The 13,943-nt window shown below is 65.2% G+C and carries 17 protein-coding genes, 2 tRNA genes and 1 other RNA gene; 15 read left to right on the top strand and 5 right to left on the bottom strand.

What is annotated here, in order from left to right; translation table 11 throughout:
* Positions 1 to 12 precede the first annotated feature (12 nt).
* The 3 genes from VC212_RS07590 to dnaQ are packed head-to-tail and all read left to right on the top strand — an operon-like array spanning position 13 to position 1,896.
* Entirely contained in the window at positions 13 to 669 is a 657-nt protein-coding gene (locus tag VC212_RS07590; protein WP_323515371.1) for a hypothetical protein, read from the top strand.
* Between the two features lie 28 nt (positions 670 to 697).
* Positions 698 to 1,153, top strand: a complete 456-nt coding sequence (gene rnhA, locus VC212_RS07585) for a ribonuclease HI (RefSeq protein ID WP_055845957.1) — start codon at positions 698 to 700, stop codon at positions 1,151 to 1,153.
* 8 nt (positions 1,154 to 1,161) lie between these two features.
* The gene (dnaQ, locus tag VC212_RS07580; protein ID WP_115527234.1) at positions 1,162 to 1,896 is read left to right on the top strand and encodes a DNA polymerase III subunit epsilon; all 735 of its coding nucleotides are present in this window, start codon (positions 1,162 to 1,164) and stop codon (positions 1,894 to 1,896) included.
* 136 nt (positions 1,897 to 2,032) lie between these two features.
* Here the strand turns inward: dnaQ and VC212_RS07575 are convergent, their stop codons facing one another.
* Entirely contained in the window at positions 2,033 to 2,737 is a 705-nt protein-coding gene (locus VC212_RS07575) for a PP2C family serine/threonine-protein phosphatase (protein ID WP_055845953.1), read from the bottom strand.
* 196 nt (positions 2,738 to 2,933) lie between these two features.
* On the opposite strand from VC212_RS07575, the gene VC212_RS07570 reads away from it, so the two are divergent.
* Positions 2,934 to 3,024: transfer RNA gene (locus VC212_RS07570), tRNA-Ser, on the top strand.
* 256 nt (positions 3,025 to 3,280) lie between these two features.
* Positions 3,281 to 3,685: a DUF6165 family protein gene (locus tag VC212_RS07565; RefSeq protein ID WP_055845950.1), complete on the top strand. Its 405-nt coding sequence runs from the start codon at positions 3,281 to 3,283 to the stop codon at positions 3,683 to 3,685.
* A gap of 210 nt (positions 3,686 to 3,895) precedes the next feature.
* On the opposite strand, the gene VC212_RS07560 is transcribed toward VC212_RS07565, so the two are convergent.
* Entirely contained in the window at positions 3,896 to 4,945 is a 1,050-nt protein-coding gene (locus VC212_RS07560) for a glycosyltransferase family 9 protein (protein WP_115553192.1), read from the bottom strand.
* 20 nt (positions 4,946 to 4,965) lie between these two features.
* On the opposite strand from VC212_RS07560, the gene VC212_RS07555 reads away from it, so the two are divergent.
* From VC212_RS07555 to moaA, 3 genes are read left to right on the top strand one after another with little or no spacing between them, the layout of a single operon-like run.
* A complete protein-coding gene (locus tag VC212_RS07555; protein ID WP_115553193.1) occupies positions 4,966 to 5,715 on the top strand; it encodes a 3-deoxy-D-manno-octulosonic acid kinase in 750 nt (249 codons plus the stop codon).
* Positions 5,715 to 6,464: an MBL fold metallo-hydrolase gene (locus VC212_RS07550; protein WP_323515370.1), complete on the top strand. Its 750-nt coding sequence runs from the start codon at positions 5,715 to 5,717 to the stop codon at positions 6,462 to 6,464. The genes VC212_RS07555 and VC212_RS07550 overlap by 1 nt, the downstream gene beginning before the upstream one ends.
* On the top strand, positions 6,464 to 7,498 hold the full coding sequence (gene moaA, locus VC212_RS07545) for a GTP 3',8-cyclase MoaA (RefSeq protein ID WP_323515369.1): 1,035 nt from the start codon (positions 6,464 to 6,466) through the stop codon (positions 7,496 to 7,498). The genes VC212_RS07550 and moaA overlap by 1 nt, the downstream gene beginning before the upstream one ends.
* Before the next feature lie 131 nt (positions 7,499 to 7,629).
* Here the strand turns inward: moaA and VC212_RS07540 are convergent, their stop codons facing one another.
* Positions 7,630 to 7,779, bottom strand: a complete 150-nt coding sequence (locus VC212_RS07540; protein ID WP_323515367.1) for a hypothetical protein — start codon at positions 7,777 to 7,779, stop codon at positions 7,630 to 7,632.
* 116 nt (positions 7,780 to 7,895) lie between these two features.
* On the opposite strand from VC212_RS07540, the gene moaC reads away from it, so the two are divergent.
* Genes moaC through VC212_RS07525 form a run of 3 tightly spaced genes read left to right on the top strand, consistent with a single transcriptional unit; the run spans position 7,896 to position 9,075 of the window.
* Positions 7,896 to 8,393 (top strand): cyclic pyranopterin monophosphate synthase MoaC, encoded by a 498-nt coding sequence (gene moaC, locus VC212_RS07535; protein ID WP_115527239.1) that lies wholly within the window; start codon positions 7,896 to 7,898, stop codon positions 8,391 to 8,393.
* Positions 8,390 to 8,635: a MoaD/ThiS family protein gene (locus VC212_RS07530; RefSeq protein WP_323515365.1), complete on the top strand. Its 246-nt coding sequence runs from the start codon at positions 8,390 to 8,392 to the stop codon at positions 8,633 to 8,635. The genes moaC and VC212_RS07530 overlap by 4 nt, the downstream gene beginning before the upstream one ends.
* Positions 8,632 to 9,075 (top strand): molybdenum cofactor biosynthesis protein MoaE, encoded by a 444-nt coding sequence (locus tag VC212_RS07525; protein WP_311239703.1) that lies wholly within the window; start codon positions 8,632 to 8,634, stop codon positions 9,073 to 9,075. The genes VC212_RS07530 and VC212_RS07525 overlap by 4 nt, the downstream gene beginning before the upstream one ends.
* Positions 9,076 to 9,489: 414 nt before the next feature.
* On the opposite strand, the gene ffs is transcribed toward VC212_RS07525, so the two are convergent.
* An RNA gene (gene ffs, locus VC212_RS07520) (signal recognition particle sRNA small type) lies at positions 9,490 to 9,586 on the bottom strand.
* A 75-nt stretch (positions 9,587 to 9,661) separates the two neighbouring features.
* A tRNA-Ser gene (locus VC212_RS07515) sits at positions 9,662 to 9,754 on the bottom strand.
* A 135-nt stretch (positions 9,755 to 9,889) separates the two neighbouring features.
* Here VC212_RS07515 and dnaX point away from each other — a divergent pair.
* The 4 genes from dnaX to VC212_RS07495 all read left to right on the top strand — a co-directional run bounded on the left by dnaX (position 9,890) and on the right by VC212_RS07495 (position 13,633).
* On the top strand, positions 9,890 to 11,986 hold the full coding sequence (gene dnaX, locus VC212_RS07510) for a DNA polymerase III subunit gamma/tau (RefSeq protein WP_323515364.1): 2,097 nt from the start codon (positions 9,890 to 9,892) through the stop codon (positions 11,984 to 11,986).
* Between the two features lie 5 nt (positions 11,987 to 11,991).
* A complete protein-coding gene (locus VC212_RS07505; RefSeq protein ID WP_005913896.1) occupies positions 11,992 to 12,312 on the top strand; it encodes a YbaB/EbfC family nucleoid-associated protein in 321 nt (106 codons plus the stop codon).
* Between the two features lie 97 nt (positions 12,313 to 12,409).
* Positions 12,410 to 13,003: a recombination mediator RecR gene (recR, locus tag VC212_RS07500; RefSeq protein WP_055845864.1), complete on the top strand. Its 594-nt coding sequence runs from the start codon at positions 12,410 to 12,412 to the stop codon at positions 13,001 to 13,003.
* A 279-nt stretch (positions 13,004 to 13,282) separates the two neighbouring features.
* Complete coding sequence (locus VC212_RS07495; protein ID WP_055845861.1) at positions 13,283 to 13,633, top strand: histidine triad nucleotide-binding protein; 351 nt, start codon at positions 13,283 to 13,285, stop codon at positions 13,631 to 13,633.
* The last annotated feature ends 310 nt before the right edge of the window (positions 13,634 to 13,943 follow it).

Below are 13,943 nucleotides of genomic sequence, written 5' to 3'. Positions count from 1 at the left end.
AGAATTGGGACCATGCCTGCCGCCCCATTCTCCCGTCAAGCTGGCGTCTCATCCTGGTTTGATACGGATGCGGGGCGCAGCCTGCTCCAGTCCGAGCGCCGCCTGGCGTTGGAGGTGCTGCAGACGCGACCATCACAGCCCTGGTTGTGGGTGGCGCCGACCAAGGAGTTGCCGCCACGCGAGTTGCTCGATGGCCGCGGGCTGCGCCTGTTTCGCAGTGCCGGACGCTTTGCCGGCGATGCCCGGTGCGCGATGCCGTTTCCGTTGCCCACCGAAAGCCTGCAGGCCATCGTGGTGCAGCATGCGGTGGTTGGCGGTGCGGCGGAGTTTCTGGGCGAATGCGAACGACTGTTGATGCCGGGCGGGCGGTTGTGGTTGTTCACGCTCAATCCGCTGAGCCCGTACCGGTTTCATTGGGCGCGGCGCGGCCCGGTGGCATTGCGTCCGGATCGCTGGCGATCGCTGGCGCAGCAGGCCGGCTTGCAGTGTGTGGAAACCGAGCGCTATCTCGGGCCGATCTGGCGGACCGGGCGCGGTTCCTCCGATCCTGGTCGTGCCCCATGGCGCGCGGTGTATTTACTCGAAGTGGAAAAACGTGCCTCCGCACCGATTGCGCCGACACCGATCGCGCGGCCAACGCGCTGGCCGCAACCGGTGGCCACGATCTGACCTTAGTACGCGACAACTCTGGAAGCTGATGAAATCAATTGAAGTGCATACCGATGGCTCGTGCCTCGGCAATCCGGGGCCGGGCGGTTGGGCGGCCCTGCTGCGTTACAACGGCCGCGAAAAGGAATTGGCCGGCGGTGAAACGCTGTCCACCAACAACCGCATGGAATTGATGGCTGCGATCATGGCGTTGGAAACGCTCACCGAACCGTGCCAGATCGTGCTGCATACCGATTCGCAGTACGTGCGCCAGGGCATCACCGAGTGGATGTCCGGCTGGGTGCGACGCGGCTGGAAAACCGCTGGCGGCGATCCGGTCAAGAATCGCGAACTGTGGGAGCGGCTGCACGCGGCCACCCAGCGGCACACCATCGATTGGCGCTGGGTGAAAGGCCACAATGGCGACCCGGACAACGAGCGCGTCGACGTGCTTGCCCGTCATCAGGCCACCATCGCCCAGCGCGGCGGCGCTGCAACTGCGTAAGAGGATTCATGCGTCAGATCATTCTCGATACAGAAACCACCGGCCTGGAATGGCGCAAGGGCAACCGCGTTGTCGAAATTGGTGCGGTTGAGCTGCTGGAGCGGCGCCCGAGCGGCCACAATTTTCATCGCTATTTGAAGCCGGATTGCGATTTCGAGCCGGGTGCGCAGGAAGTCACCGGGCTGACCCTGGAATTTCTGGCCGACAAACCGTTGTTCGGCGATGTGGTGGAGGAATTCCTCGCCTATATCGACGGCGCGGAATTGATCATCCACAACGCTGCGTTCGATCTGGGTTTTCTGGATAACGAACTGTCGCTGCTGGGCAATGGCTACGGCCGCATCATCGACCGCGCCACCGTGGTCGATACCTTGATGATGGCGCGCGAGCGTTACCCGGGGCAGCGCAATTCGCTCGACGCCCTGTGCAAACGCTTGGGCGTGGACAACGCGCATCGCCAGTTGCACGGGGCCTTGCTCGATGCGCAGATCCTGGCCGATGTGTATATCGCGCTGACCTCGGGTCAGGAAGAGATCGGCTTTGCCAGCGCCGATGCCGGCCAGAACAGCAATGAGGGCAGCGGCATGATCGCGTTCGACCCCGCATTGCTGCTGCCGCGCCCGCGCGTGGTGGTGACTGCGTCGGAATCGCAGGCGCACGAGGCGCGGCTAGCGCAGTTGCGCAAGAAGGCCGGCCGCGCGCTGTGGGATGCGCCCGTCGAAGAGAGCGCAGTCGCCGGCTAGGTCGGCGGTGGCGGCGCTGCTGCCCGTTGCGTGCGGTACATGCCATCGACGGCATGTGCCGCGCTTGGTCAGGGAGCCAGCAGGTCTGCGGCGGACTCGAAGGCTGACGTCCGACATCGACGCTGCGCAGCCTTGCTCAGTAGCTGCGCACCAGGATCGCGGTGATGTTGTCCGAGCCGCCGCCATCCAGTGCCGCGGCAACCAGGCATTCCACGCATTCCTGTGCGCTGCAATCGGCCTGCGACAGGGTCGCCGCAATCGTTGCATCGTCCACTTCTTCGGTCAGCCCGTCGCTGCACAGCAACAGCTGCATGCCGGATTTGAGCTCGCCCTGCATGGTGGCAACGTTGAGGTGCGCCGGGTCGGTGACGCCCAGTGCCTGGGTGACCACGTTGCGATGAGGATGTGCGCGCGCCTGCTCACTGGTGAGCGTGCCTTGGGCGATGAGTTCCTGCACGTAACTATGGTCCTGGCTCAGTTGCGCCAGCCGCCCGTCGCGCCACAGATACGCACGGCTGTCGCCGACCCAGGCCACTTCGAAACGCTGGCCCAGCACGCGTGCGGCGACCACGGTGGTGCCCATCGGCAAGGTGTCGTTGCAGCGGCGCGAGGTCTTGATGATCTCTTCGTCGGCGATGCGCACCGCCTGCGCGAGCGGGGTGCCGGCGCGGACTTCTCGCACGATGGTTTCGCGTGCCAGCGCGCTGGCCACCTCGCCGCAGGCGTGCCCCCCCATGCCGTCGGCTACCAGCCACAGCCCCAGTTCGCTATCGCCGTAATAGGTGTCCTCGTTGAGGTCACGGCGCAGGCCGACGTGGGTGAGGTGTCCGAATTCGAGCATGGGGCCGGGTCGCCAGGGAGAAGATGCATGCCCATCATCGCGGCCCGACCGGCCGGCAGCAACACGGCGATCGCGCCAGTCGCAGTGCCGGTTCACGCCGGGCCGGCGGCCGGGCCGCCCGGCGCTGGCCCAGGCCGCTTGTGGCCTGGCGCGTGTGCCCGTATGATGCACGGCCCCAGGACACTGGGGACCATCTGGAGAGGTGGCAGAGCGGTTGAATGTACCTGACTCGAAATCAGGCAGGCGTTTATAGCGCCTCGGGGGTTCGAATCCCCCCCTCTCCGCCAGATTGAGGCGACAAGGTGTGCCAGTGCCGCGTGAGTTTTGCCGGCGTCATTGGGGGGTGAGAAGCCCCGGGTTCGACAGACAGCATCGCTGTCTGCACGGCGAAGCCGCCCGCAGGGCGAAGGCACGTAGTGCCGAGTGAATCTTCCCTCTTCGCCAGATTCGCATGAGCCCCCGCAAGGGGGCTTTTGTTTATGTGTCGCAGTCGGTTGTCGTTGCGATGACTACAATCCGTTCGATCCCCGTTGGAGGCTTGTCATGTCCGAGATCCTGGTGCCCGTGTCCTTTGGTGAGCTGCTCGACAAGATCGCGATCCTGCAGATCAAGTCCGAGCGCATGCGCGATGCGGCCAAGCTGGCCAATGTGCGTAACGAGTTGTCTGCGCTGGAAACCAGCTGGATGGCGCATCCGGCTGCCGGCCACGACATCGTTCGGCTGCGCGCCGAGCTCAAGGCCGTCAACGAGCGGCTGTGGGTGATCGAAGACGACATCCGGCTCAAGGAGCAGGCGCAGACCTTCGACGACAGCTTCGTGCAGCTGGCGCGCAGCGTCTATATCGAAAACGACGAGCGCGCGCGCATCAAGAAGGACATCAACCTGGCGCTGGGATCTTCGTACGTGGAAGAGAAGTCCTACCAGGACTATCGCGCGACTGGCGCCTGAGCGGAGTGATGGGCCGAGTGCGCCGGTACCAGTCGGTGCACTGATGCGAGGGCCGTCTTTCATCGCGATAGACGGTTTGAGCAATGCAGGGTGCATCGGCCTGAAGGTTTGCTGCCAAGTGACTCAGTCCTTGCGCGGACGAAGAACGGCGCGACGCGTCATTCGTCGGATCGATCTGACGATCAGTTGGGCAGCATCGTTCGCCGGCCGTTAGCGGAGATGATCCGCCCGATAGCGCTCGAACGCAGCGATCGCGTCGTCGACGGTAATCAGCGACATCACATCGTCGAACTCGATCTTGGTGCCCCAGCTGAGCTGATCGGCCGGCTTGTGCAGAAATTTGCGTGCCGCCGCGTCGTAACGGTCCACGCAATAGCGCACGTCCGAATACGGGCCGCTGCGTCGTGGATTGCTGGCCGCGTGCAACCCCAGCACCTTGCTGCCCATCGCATTGGCGATATGCATTGGTCCCGAATCCGGAGTGACCACGAGGTTGGCGCGGGCGAGCAGCGCAGGCAGCTGCTTGAGGGTGTCCTTGCCGACCAGATCCAGCACCGGGGCATGCGTATTCGCCACGATGGCATCGGCGGTGCTGCGTTCCAGTTCGCTGCGGCCGCCGCACAGCACCACCCGCCAGCCCTGGGCCGCCGCATGGTCGGCAAGCGCGGCGTGGCGGTCGGGATACCAGTTGCGCCGCACATGACTGGAGCACGGGGAAATCATCAGCACCGGGCGGCCATCGTCGTCCCATTGAGCGCTCGCCCAGGCGTGCGCAGCGTCGGGCACCGGCAGGTCCCAGCGCACCTGGGTCTGGTGCAGGCCCAGCGGCTCGGCGAAGCTGCCGATGGCGTCGAGCACGTGGATGCCAGGGCGGTCGGCAATGCGTTCGTTGACGAACAGACCGTGCAGATCCTTGGAGCGGCTGCGGTCGTAGCCGATGCGGCGGAGCGCGGGCACGAATGCCGACAGCACATTGGCGCGCAACGCCACCTGCATCTGCAACAAGGCGTCAAAGCGTCCCAGCGGTGCCAGGGTTTGGCGCAGCGCGCGCATGCCCGCCACGCCGCTGCGTTTGTCGTAGGCATGGAAGTGCACGCCGGGCAGGCCGTCGAGTAGCTTCAGGCCGGCCTTGTCGATGATCCAGTGCAGCTGCGTCTGCGGGAAACCCGCCTGCAGCGTGCGCACCAGCGGCACCACATGGGTCACATCGCCCAGGGCGGACAAGCGCAGCAAACACAGCGATGCAGGCGTTACAGCCATGGTGTTGTTAGACTCGATAGATGGTTTCTTTCGACGCCACCGAAGCGCTGACGCCGTACCGCGAGGGCCGCGGCTATGGCGCCATTCTGTTCGACCGCGAACGGCTGCGGCAAGCCGACGCCGAGCTGTTTTCGCCGCAACACTGGGGCGACAGGGCGCGGCCGGTCGACGAAGGCGGGCGCGGCGGTGCCTGGTTTGTGGATGCGCCGTTCGGCCGCAGTGTGTTGCGGCAGTATCTGCGCGGCGGCATGGCCGCGCGCGTCAGCCGCGACCGGTATCTGTGGAAAGGCGCGGGGCGCACACGCAGTTTTGCCGAGTTCCGGCTGATGCGCGAACTGATCACACGCAAGCTGCCAGTGCCACGCCCCCTGGCGGCCTGCTATCTGCGCGAAGGCCTGGGCTATCGCGCGGCGCTGTTGATGGAACGGCTGGAAGATGTGCGCTCGCTGGCCGACCATGCACAGGTGGCCGGGCGTGGCGCGCCGTGGGAAGCGACCGGGCAACTGATTGCGCGTTTCCATCGCGCCGGCCTGGATCACGCCGATCTCAACGCGCACAACATCCTGTTCGATGCCGGCGGGCATGGTTGGCTGATCGATTTCGACCGTGGCGTGCTGCGCATTCCGGCCACGCGCTGGCGCGAGCGCAATCTCAAGCGGCTGCATCGGTCGCTGTTGAAGCTGCGCGGCAATCGCAGTCGCGAAGAGGTCGACAAGGATTACGAGCGGCTGCATCGCGCTTACGAGCTGGCCTGGGGCCGGGGCTACTGATGCAGTGGGCGTTGCGCGTGCAGGGGGTCGGCAATGCGTCGGCGGTGGCGCTCGGTTCGCCGATGGCTACGCTCGAGCGCGCTGGCGCGCCGTGGCTGACCATCGATTGCGGCAGCGAGGGGCTGACCGCCTATCAAGCGCATTACGGCCACCTGCCGCAGGCCATCTTCATCACCCATGTGCATCTGGACCATGTCGGCGGGCTGGAGCGGGTCTTCGTCGACAGCTACTTCTCCGAACGACGCGGACGCACGCGCCTGTATGTGCCGGCACCGGTGGTGCCGCTGTTGCAGCGGCGCATCGCCGACTACCCGAACGTGCTGGCCGAGGGCGGGGCGAACTTCTGGGATGCGTTTCAGCTGGTGCCGGTCGGCGATGCCTTCTGGCACGACGGGGTACGGCTGGAGGTGTTCCCGGTGCGCCACCACTGGCCGGAGACGGCCTACGGGCTGCGTCTGAAAGGGGCGCTGGTATGGACCGGCGACACCCGGCCGATCCCGGAAATGCTGAAGCGTTATGCGGACGACAATGAGCTCATCGCGCATGACTGCGGTGTTCACGGCAACCCGTCGCATACTGGCGTGGATGATCTGGAGCGGGAATACCCGCAGGACCTGTTGAGCCGCATGCTGCTGTACCACTACGCCAGCGACGCCGACGGCGACGTGCTGCGTGCACGCGGCCATCGCGTCGCCGTGCCCGGGCAACACCTGACGCTGGCGGACCCGACCGCCGCAACGGTGCGCTGATGGGCGCCTTGTCGCTGCCGACCCTGACGGGGGCGCCCATGCAGGACCGCTACGGTCGCCCGCTGCGCGATCTGCGCCTGTCGGTGATCGAAGCCTGCAATTTCCGCTGCGGTTATTGCATGCCGGCCGACCGCGTGCCCGACGATTACGGCTTCGATGCGCAACAGCGTTTGAGCTTCGACCAGCTGGAAACGTTGGTGCGGGCGTTCGTGTCGGTGGGTGTCACCAAGGTGCGCCTGACCGGTGGCGAGCCGTTGCTACGTCGCGATTTGCCGACCTTGGTTGCGCGACTCACCGCCATCGAAGGCATCGAGGATCTGGCGCTGACCACCAATGGCGCCTTGCTCGCGCGCCAGGCCAACGCGCTGCGCCAGGCCGGGTTGCGCCGTATCACGGTGAGCATGGACGCGCTCGAGCCGGCGCTGTTCAAGCGCATGAGCGGCGACCGTGGCGACATCGCGCAGGTACTGGCCGGCATTGCCGCCGCCGAACAGGCCGGCTTCAAACGGTTGAAGATCAATTGCGTGGTGCAGCGTGGCGTCAACGAAGATCAGGTGCTGCCGCTGGTGGAGCACTTCCGCGGCACCGGGCATGTGTTGCGCTTCATCGAATTCATGGACGTGGGCAGTTGCAACGGCTGGACGCCGGATGCGGTGGTGAGCTCTGCGCAGTTGCACGCGCGCATTCACGCACGCTGGCCGCTGATGGCACTGGACGCCAATTACACCGGCGAAGTCGCGCAACGTCATGCGTTTGTCGACGGCGCGGGCGAGGTGGGTTTCGTCAGTTCGGTCAGCGTCCCGTTTTGCGGCGACTGCCAGCGCGCGCGCGTGTCGGCCGATGGTCATCTGTACACCTGCCTGTTCGCCAGCCAGGGCCACGATCTGAAGCCGGCGTTGGCCGACGGCGAGCAAGGGTTGGCGACACACTTGCGTCAACGCTGGAGCATGCGTGGCGACCGCTACAGTGAAGTGCGTGCATCATCGGAACCGCGTCGCGGCAAGCCGGTCGAGATGTTTTTGATCGGCGGATGAGTGAGCGCACGCTTCTGCGGCAGGTGCGTGCTGGAGCCGCGCTTGCTCGATCCACGGGTGCGGGACGACACGCAGGCGCTGGAAGCACGGCTCGATTCTGAATTCCGGAAGTCCGCCGCGTCCGCGCGCCACTACATGCGGCGCGACGTCATCGCCGCGCCGCATGTAGTGGCGCTGTTGGCGGTTGCCACGCCGATGCCTTCGCGTGCGTTCTGCAAGCGCCGGATCTCGCGCAGCTGCGGTGCCCCACGGTCGATGGCAGCGGTGGGCTCGAACGGCATGCGTTGCGCAGCTCGTTATGGCACAGGGGCTCGGATGATCACGGCGGCTGTTTCATCAAGGCGCCCCATTCACCGACAATGCCGCATCCTGATTGCCTATCACCGTGTCGTTTCCCATGCCTGCAAAATCCCGTTCCACGCGCCTGACCCACCTGGATGATGCCGGGCTCCCCACCATGGTGGATGTCTCGGACAAGGCGGTCACCGCACGCAGCGCCACAGCGACCAGCCGGGTACGGTTTCCGGCGTCCGTCGCCGCGCAGTTGCGCGCCAACGGCCTGCGCAGCGCCAAGGGCGGCATCGTCGAGACGGCGGTGATCGCCGGCACCATGGCCGTCAAACGCACGCACGAGCTGATTCCGTTCTGCCATCCCTTGCCGATCGATGGCTGTCGTTTCGAGATCGACTGGGCAGGCGAGCAGGTGTTGGAGATTCACTGCACCGTGCGCTGTGTGCATCGCACCGGAGTGGAGATGGAAGCGCTGACCGGCGCCAGCGTGGCGGCGCTGACGGTCTATGACATGTGCAAGGCGTTATCGCACGGCATGACGATCGGGCCGACCAAATTGGTGTCCAAGCGCGGCGGCAAGCGCGATATCGGAGTGGCGCAATGACGGCAACGGTGACGGTATTGTATTTCGCCAGTCTGCGCGAAGCGGCCGGGATCGCCGACGAGCGTGTGCAATCCAGCGCGCCGGATCTGCGTGGCCTGTATGCCGAACTCGATGCGCAGCACGGCCTGCGCTGGACGCCTGCGCAGTTGCGCGTTGCCGTCGACGGCGCCTTCGCGCGCTGGGACGATGCGCTGCGCGATGGCAGCGAAGTGGTGTTCATTCCGCCAGTGTCGGGAGGTTGAGCGTGAGCGATGACATCGTGTCCATCTTTGCGCTTTCCGATCTGCCATTGCCGGTGGAGCAGTTGCGTTCCGGCGCCGCGCATCCGCATGCCGGTGCATTTGCCAGTTTCGAAGGCTGGGTGCGCAATCACAACGAAGGCCGTGGCGTTGCCGGGTTGCGCTACGAAGCCTACGCCGCGCTGGCGCAGGCCGAAGGTCAGCGCGTGCTCGATGAAGCGACGCGCCAGTTCCCCATCGTGCATGCGCACTGCGTGCATCGGGTCGGCGAGCTGCAGATCGGCGACATGGCGGTCTGGGTGGGCGTCAGTGCGGCGCACCGAGGCGCCGCGTTCGACGCATGCCGCTACATCATCGACGAGGTCAAGGCGCGCGTGCCGATCTGGAAGCACGAGCATTACCTGGAAGGTGACGCGGGCTGGTTGCATCCTGAGTCGCAGTGAGGTCCTCAGCCGCGTGTGCGCGGTGGCGTGATGCCCTGCTGGGGCTGCCGGTTTGGCGGGCGCCATCGTGTTCGATCATGCCGCTCCAAAAGTTAGCTGGTGTGGCCTAAGAAGCTGCCGCAGCTACGCTGAAGCGCGCACGGCAATGGTCTGCGCGCTGAGGCATGCAGGAAGGTTAGGAAAGGCTCTGACGGTTGACCTCGGCGCCCGCATCGATCGATACACGTCGAGCAGGGCGTTCCCGTTGCGGAGATGTCTGGCGCCCGTCGCGACGGGCGTCAGCAACGACAAGCGAAGATCCTGAGCGCAGCGCACAGCACGCTCCGTGACGGATGCTGCCGATTCCAGGCAATGACGTGCGCCTGGGGCATCGACGAATTCGATCCAGCGCGTGCACAGACAAGTAGGGTGGTGTCCCCGCCGGTTGACCTCGGCGCCCGCATCAATCGATACCGTTGCTGCCTTCCGGCCCTGGCGGGATTTTCGATCTAGCGTCGCGAGGGACCGACGGGGTCACCATAAGACGTGGGCCACTGGCATGGCCCTGCGATTTGCGACAGTGGTGTCAATGCGCAAATCATGAAACTGGCGGAGAGAGGGGGATTCGAACCCCCGAAGCGCGGTTTAGACGCTTACACACTTTCCAGGCGTGCTCCTTCAACCACTCGGACACCTCTCCGTACCTGCACGACCGGGGTCTAACAGGGCCGCAAATTCTAGCGGTCGCCGGCCCGTACCACAAGCTGAATCTTTCCGGCGCAGTCGGTGAGACGCGCCGTGGCACAATATCGGCTCAGAACAAGCTGGTTGCCCGATGTCTTATCTCGTTCTTGCCCGCAAGTGGCGCCCGAAGCGTTTTGCCGAACTCGTGGGCCAGGAACACGTGGTCCGCGCGCTCACCAACGCGCTCGACAGCGGGCGCGTGCACCACGCGTTTTTGTTCACTGGCACCCGTGGCGTGGGCAAGACCACCATTGCGCGCATTTTCGCCAAGTCGCTGAACTGCGAGACCGGCACCAGTGCCGACCCGTGCGGCACCTGTCCGGCCTGCCTGGACATCGATGCCGGCCGCTATATCGACCTGCTGGAAATCGACGCCGCCTCCAACACCGGCGTGGACGATGTGCGCGAAGTGATCGAGAACGCGCAGTACATGCCCTCGCGCGGCAAGTTCAAGGTCTACCTGATCGACGAAGTGCACATGCTCTCCAAGGCTGCGTTCAACGCGCTGCTCAAAACCCTGGAGGAGCCACCGGAACACGTGAAGTTTCTGCTCGCCACCACCGACCCGCAGAAACTGCCGGTGACGGTGTTGTCGCGCTGCCTGCAGTTCAACCTCAAGCGCTTGGACGAGGACCAGATTCAGGGGCAGATGACCCGCATCCTGGCCGCCGAGGAGATCGAATCGGATCCGTCGGCGATCGTGCAGCTGTCCAAGGCGGCCGATGGCTCCCTGCGCGATGGCTTGTCGCTGCTGGATCAGGCGATCGCCTATGCCGGCGGTGCGCTGCGCGAGGATGTCGTGCGCACGATGCTGGGTACGGTGGACCGCACCCAGGTCGGGGCGATGCTGCAGTCGCTGGCCGACGGCGATGGCGCGCGCCTGCTGCAGGTGGTTGCCGCACTTGCGGAATTTTCGCCGGACTGGAGCGGCGTGCTGGAAGCCCTGGCCGAGGCCTTGCACCGCGTGCAGGTGCAGCAGCTAGTGCCGTCGGTGGCGTTCGTCGGCGACGGCATCGACCCGACCCCATTCGCCGCGCAGCTGCGGCCTGAAGTGGTGCAGCTGTGGTACCAGATGGCGCTCAACGGGCGCCGCGATCTGTATCTGGCGCCGAGCCCGCGCGCTGGCTTCGAGATGGCCGTGCTGCGCATGCTGGCGTTCCGCCCCGCTGCGGCGGTGCCGGCCGGAAGCAGCGACGATGGCCGCGGTGCCAGTGCGGGTGGCGGAGCACGCGCGTCCGCTGCGGGCGTACAGGCGGCTGCACCGGTGACAGCGGCGGCTGCAGTGCCGGTCGAGGCGGTTGAAGCGGCGTCGGGTGCGGATGTTGTTGCGGCGCCGGTAGCAACGTCGGCGTCGACATCGGCACCGACACCAACACCAACACCAACGGCAGCATCAGTCGATGCAGCCTCGGCGCCGGTTGTGGTGCTTCCTGCAGCAGAGCCGTCGCTCGATGGTCGCTCGTCCGCTGCTGCGCGCACTGACGACACGCCGCCATGGGCGGTGGACGATGCGCCGGTGCGCACGCATGCTGCGCCAGCGTCCGTGTCCGATACGGCGGTTGTGCTGGCACCCGAATCTGCAATGGCGTTGCCACCGGACGCCGCTGTTGCGGCGCCGATCATGGCGGTGCCCGAACTTATGCCTGCGCTTGCTGCCGCCACTGCTCCAGTGCCGGCAGAGACGGCTGCAGATGCGCTCTCTGCTGGTCCTGCGTCTGCCGAAGCTTCGCCAGCTTCAGCATCGCTATCCGCATCGGCGCCCAGCAACGATTCGAGCACGCTGATCGACGACAGCCGCATTGCCGACGCCGAACAATGGCTTGAGCTGGTCACGCGTAGCGGGTTGAACGGCCCGTCGCGTCAGCTCGCGGCCAATGCGGCGTTTATCGGCCATCGCGATGGCGTGCTGCGGCTTGCGCTGGCGCCGGGCTTCGAATATCTCAACTCCGAGCGCTCCATCGCCAACCTGGCGCAGGCGCTGGCGCCAGTCCTCGGAGACACGCCGCGTATCGTGATCGAAACCGGCAGCGCCGATGTCGAGACCTTGCATGAGCGCGCCAACCGGCAGAAAGGCGAGCGCCAGAGCGCAGCCGAAACCGCCTTCATGAACGACCCGAATGTGCAGCAGCTGATCCAGCAGCAGGGCGCGCGGGTCGTTCCCGATTCCATCCGCCCTTACGACGAGTAACGACCATGCGTGGAAACATTGCCCAATTGATGCAGCAGGCGCAGAAGATGCAGGAAAACCTGCAGCGCGCCCAGGAAGAACTGGCCAAGCTGGAAGTCACCGGCACTGCCGGCGGCGGCATGGTCAGCGTGACGCTGACCGGCGCCAAGGAGTGCCGCAAGGTGCGGATCGACCCCAGCATCCTCTCCGACCAGGAAATGGCCGAGGACCTGATCGCCGCCGCCTTCAACGATGCCTCCAACAAGATCGATGCCGAATCCAAGGACCGCATGGGTTCGGCCACGGCCGGCATGCAGCTGCCGCCGGGCATGAAGTTGCCGTTCTAAGAGGCGGGGAATCGGGAGTGGGGAATCGGGAATCGTAAGGCCGAGATTGTCTTTAGCTTTTGCGATTCCCTAATCCCGATTCCCGATTCCCGACCCAATGTCCTCCTTACTCGAACAATTGATCGAAGCCTTCCGGGTGTTACCGGGTGTGGGCCAGAAATCGGCGCAGCGTATGGCCTATCACGTGCTCGAGCGCGAGCGCGAGGGTGGGCGGCGTCTGGCGACGGCGCTTGCCAGTGCGGTGGAAAAGGTCGGCCATTGCGTGCAGTGCCGCGACTTCACCGAGGCGGAAATCTGCCCGATCTGTGCCAATGCCAGCCGCGACCGGCAGCAGCTGTGCGTGGTGGAATCGCCAGCCGATCGTTTGGCGATCGAGCACGCTACCGGCTACCGCGGGGTGTATTTCATTCTGCAGGGACGGCTGTCGCCGCTGGATGGTATCGGCCCGCGCGAGCTGGGGCTGGACCAACTCGGCGAACGCCTGGCCGCTGGCGAAATCACCGAAATGATCATCGCCACCAACGCCACGGTGGAGGGCGAGGCCACCGCGCACTACCTGGCGCAGTTGGCGCGCCAGCATGGCGTGCGCCCAAGCCGGCTCGCGCAAGGCATGCCGCTGGGTGGCGAGCTGGAGTATGTGGATCGCGGCACGCTGTCGCACGCCTTCGGTACCCGCAGTGAGGTGGTTTGAGCGCGGGGATTGGGGAGTCGGGATTTGGGATTGGTCAAAGCGGCCTGGCTGCGCGCTTCAGATTCTACGAAGCCCGAATCACCAATCTCGAATCTCGAATCACCAGCCGGCTGACCGCTGGGAACATCCAGCTACCGCATTGATAAAAACGTTGGAGGCGCCGGCCCTCTAAAAGGGTTGATTGCTGCTGGGCACGGATCGAGGATGCACAAAAGCTGCCAGACCACGCGCGCGGTAAGCTCTTACCAATCCCAAATGACCAATCCCCAATCCCCAGCCATGTCCGACACCATCTTCAGCAAGATCATCCGTCGCGAAATCCCGGCCACCATCGTTTACGAAGACGACGAGGTGCTGGGCTTTGAAGACATCGCGCCGCAGGCGCCGGTGCATGTGCTCTTCATTCCCAAGCTGCACGCCATTCCCACGCTGGACGATGTGCCGCCGGAGCAGGCGTTGCTGGTCGGCAAGTTGGCGCTCGCCGCTGCAGCGTATGCACGTGAGCAGGGCCTGGCGCAGGACGGCTACCGCATCGTGATGAATTGCCGCGAGCATGCCGGGCAGACGGTGTTTCATATCCATCTGCATCTGCTGGCCGGTGCACCGCTGGGCCGCTTCGGCACGCCTTGACGGAAGCGCTGGGCCTTGCCACCGATGTGACCAAACAGGTTCTCGAGCGGAAAGGGCAGGCCAGGGGTGAGCATCGCCAATCGCTAATCGCCAGTGCTGCGGTTGCGAGCCGATGTACACAAGCCGGCGCTCCCAGCATCCGCGCAGTCGCGGTTCCAGCAGGGCTTGTTGCACCCGCGCAGCGCCGGGGCTGGCGAAATGGCGAAATAAGAATCCAGCAAAAACGCGCTAATGCCGGCGGCTCGCCCGCACAAACAAAAACGCCGCTCCTTCATGAGCGGCGTTTGCATCACAGTTGACTCAGCAGCCG

Origin of the sequence: Xanthomonas sp. WHRI 8932A (assembly GCF_035012785.1) — a bacterium.
Classification (GTDB): Bacteria; Pseudomonadota; Gammaproteobacteria; order Xanthomonadales; family Xanthomonadaceae; genus Xanthomonas.
This window is presented reverse-complemented; position numbering and strand designations above follow the sequence as displayed.

Bases quoted from the DNA above. Each gene is read 5' to 3' on its own strand.
- VC212_RS07505 (WP_005913896.1), top strand. From the start codon at position 11,992: ATGCGTGGAAACATTGCCCAATTGATGCAGCAGGCGCAGAAGATGCAG.
- moaA (WP_323515369.1), top strand. From the start codon at position 6,464: ATGGGCGCCTTGTCGCTGCCGACCCTGACGGGGGCGCCCATGCAGGAC.
- recR (WP_055845864.1), top strand. From the start codon at position 12,410: ATGTCCTCCTTACTCGAACAATTGATCGAAGCCTTCCGGGTGTTACCG.
- dnaQ (WP_115527234.1), top strand. From the start codon at position 1,162: ATGCGTCAGATCATTCTCGATACAGAAACCACCGGCCTGGAATGGCGC.
- VC212_RS07560 (WP_115553192.1), bottom strand. From the start codon at position 4,945: ATGGCTGTAACGCCTGCATCGCTGTGTTTGCTGCGCTTGTCCGCCCTG.
- VC212_RS07555 (WP_115553193.1), top strand. From the start codon at position 4,966: ATGGTTTCTTTCGACGCCACCGAAGCGCTGACGCCGTACCGCGAGGGC.
- VC212_RS07550 (WP_323515370.1), top strand. From the start codon at position 5,715: ATGCAGTGGGCGTTGCGCGTGCAGGGGGTCGGCAATGCGTCGGCGGTG.
- rnhA (WP_055845957.1), top strand. From the start codon at position 698: ATGAAATCAATTGAAGTGCATACCGATGGCTCGTGCCTCGGCAATCCG.
- VC212_RS07565 (WP_055845950.1), top strand. From the start codon at position 3,281: ATGTCCGAGATCCTGGTGCCCGTGTCCTTTGGTGAGCTGCTCGACAAG.
- VC212_RS07495 (WP_055845861.1), top strand. From the start codon at position 13,283: ATGTCCGACACCATCTTCAGCAAGATCATCCGTCGCGAAATCCCGGCC.
- moaC (WP_115527239.1), top strand. From the start codon at position 7,896: ATGCCTGCAAAATCCCGTTCCACGCGCCTGACCCACCTGGATGATGCC.
- VC212_RS07540 (WP_323515367.1), bottom strand. From the start codon at position 7,779: ATGCCGTTCGAGCCCACCGCTGCCATCGACCGTGGGGCACCGCAGCTG.
- VC212_RS07575 (WP_055845953.1), bottom strand. From the start codon at position 2,737: ATGCTCGAATTCGGACACCTCACCCACGTCGGCCTGCGCCGTGACCTC.
- dnaX (WP_323515364.1), top strand. From the start codon at position 9,890: ATGTCTTATCTCGTTCTTGCCCGCAAGTGGCGCCCGAAGCGTTTTGCC.
- VC212_RS07590 (WP_323515371.1), top strand. From the start codon at position 13: ATGCCTGCCGCCCCATTCTCCCGTCAAGCTGGCGTCTCATCCTGGTTT.
- VC212_RS07530 (WP_323515365.1), top strand. From the start codon at position 8,390: ATGACGGCAACGGTGACGGTATTGTATTTCGCCAGTCTGCGCGAAGCG.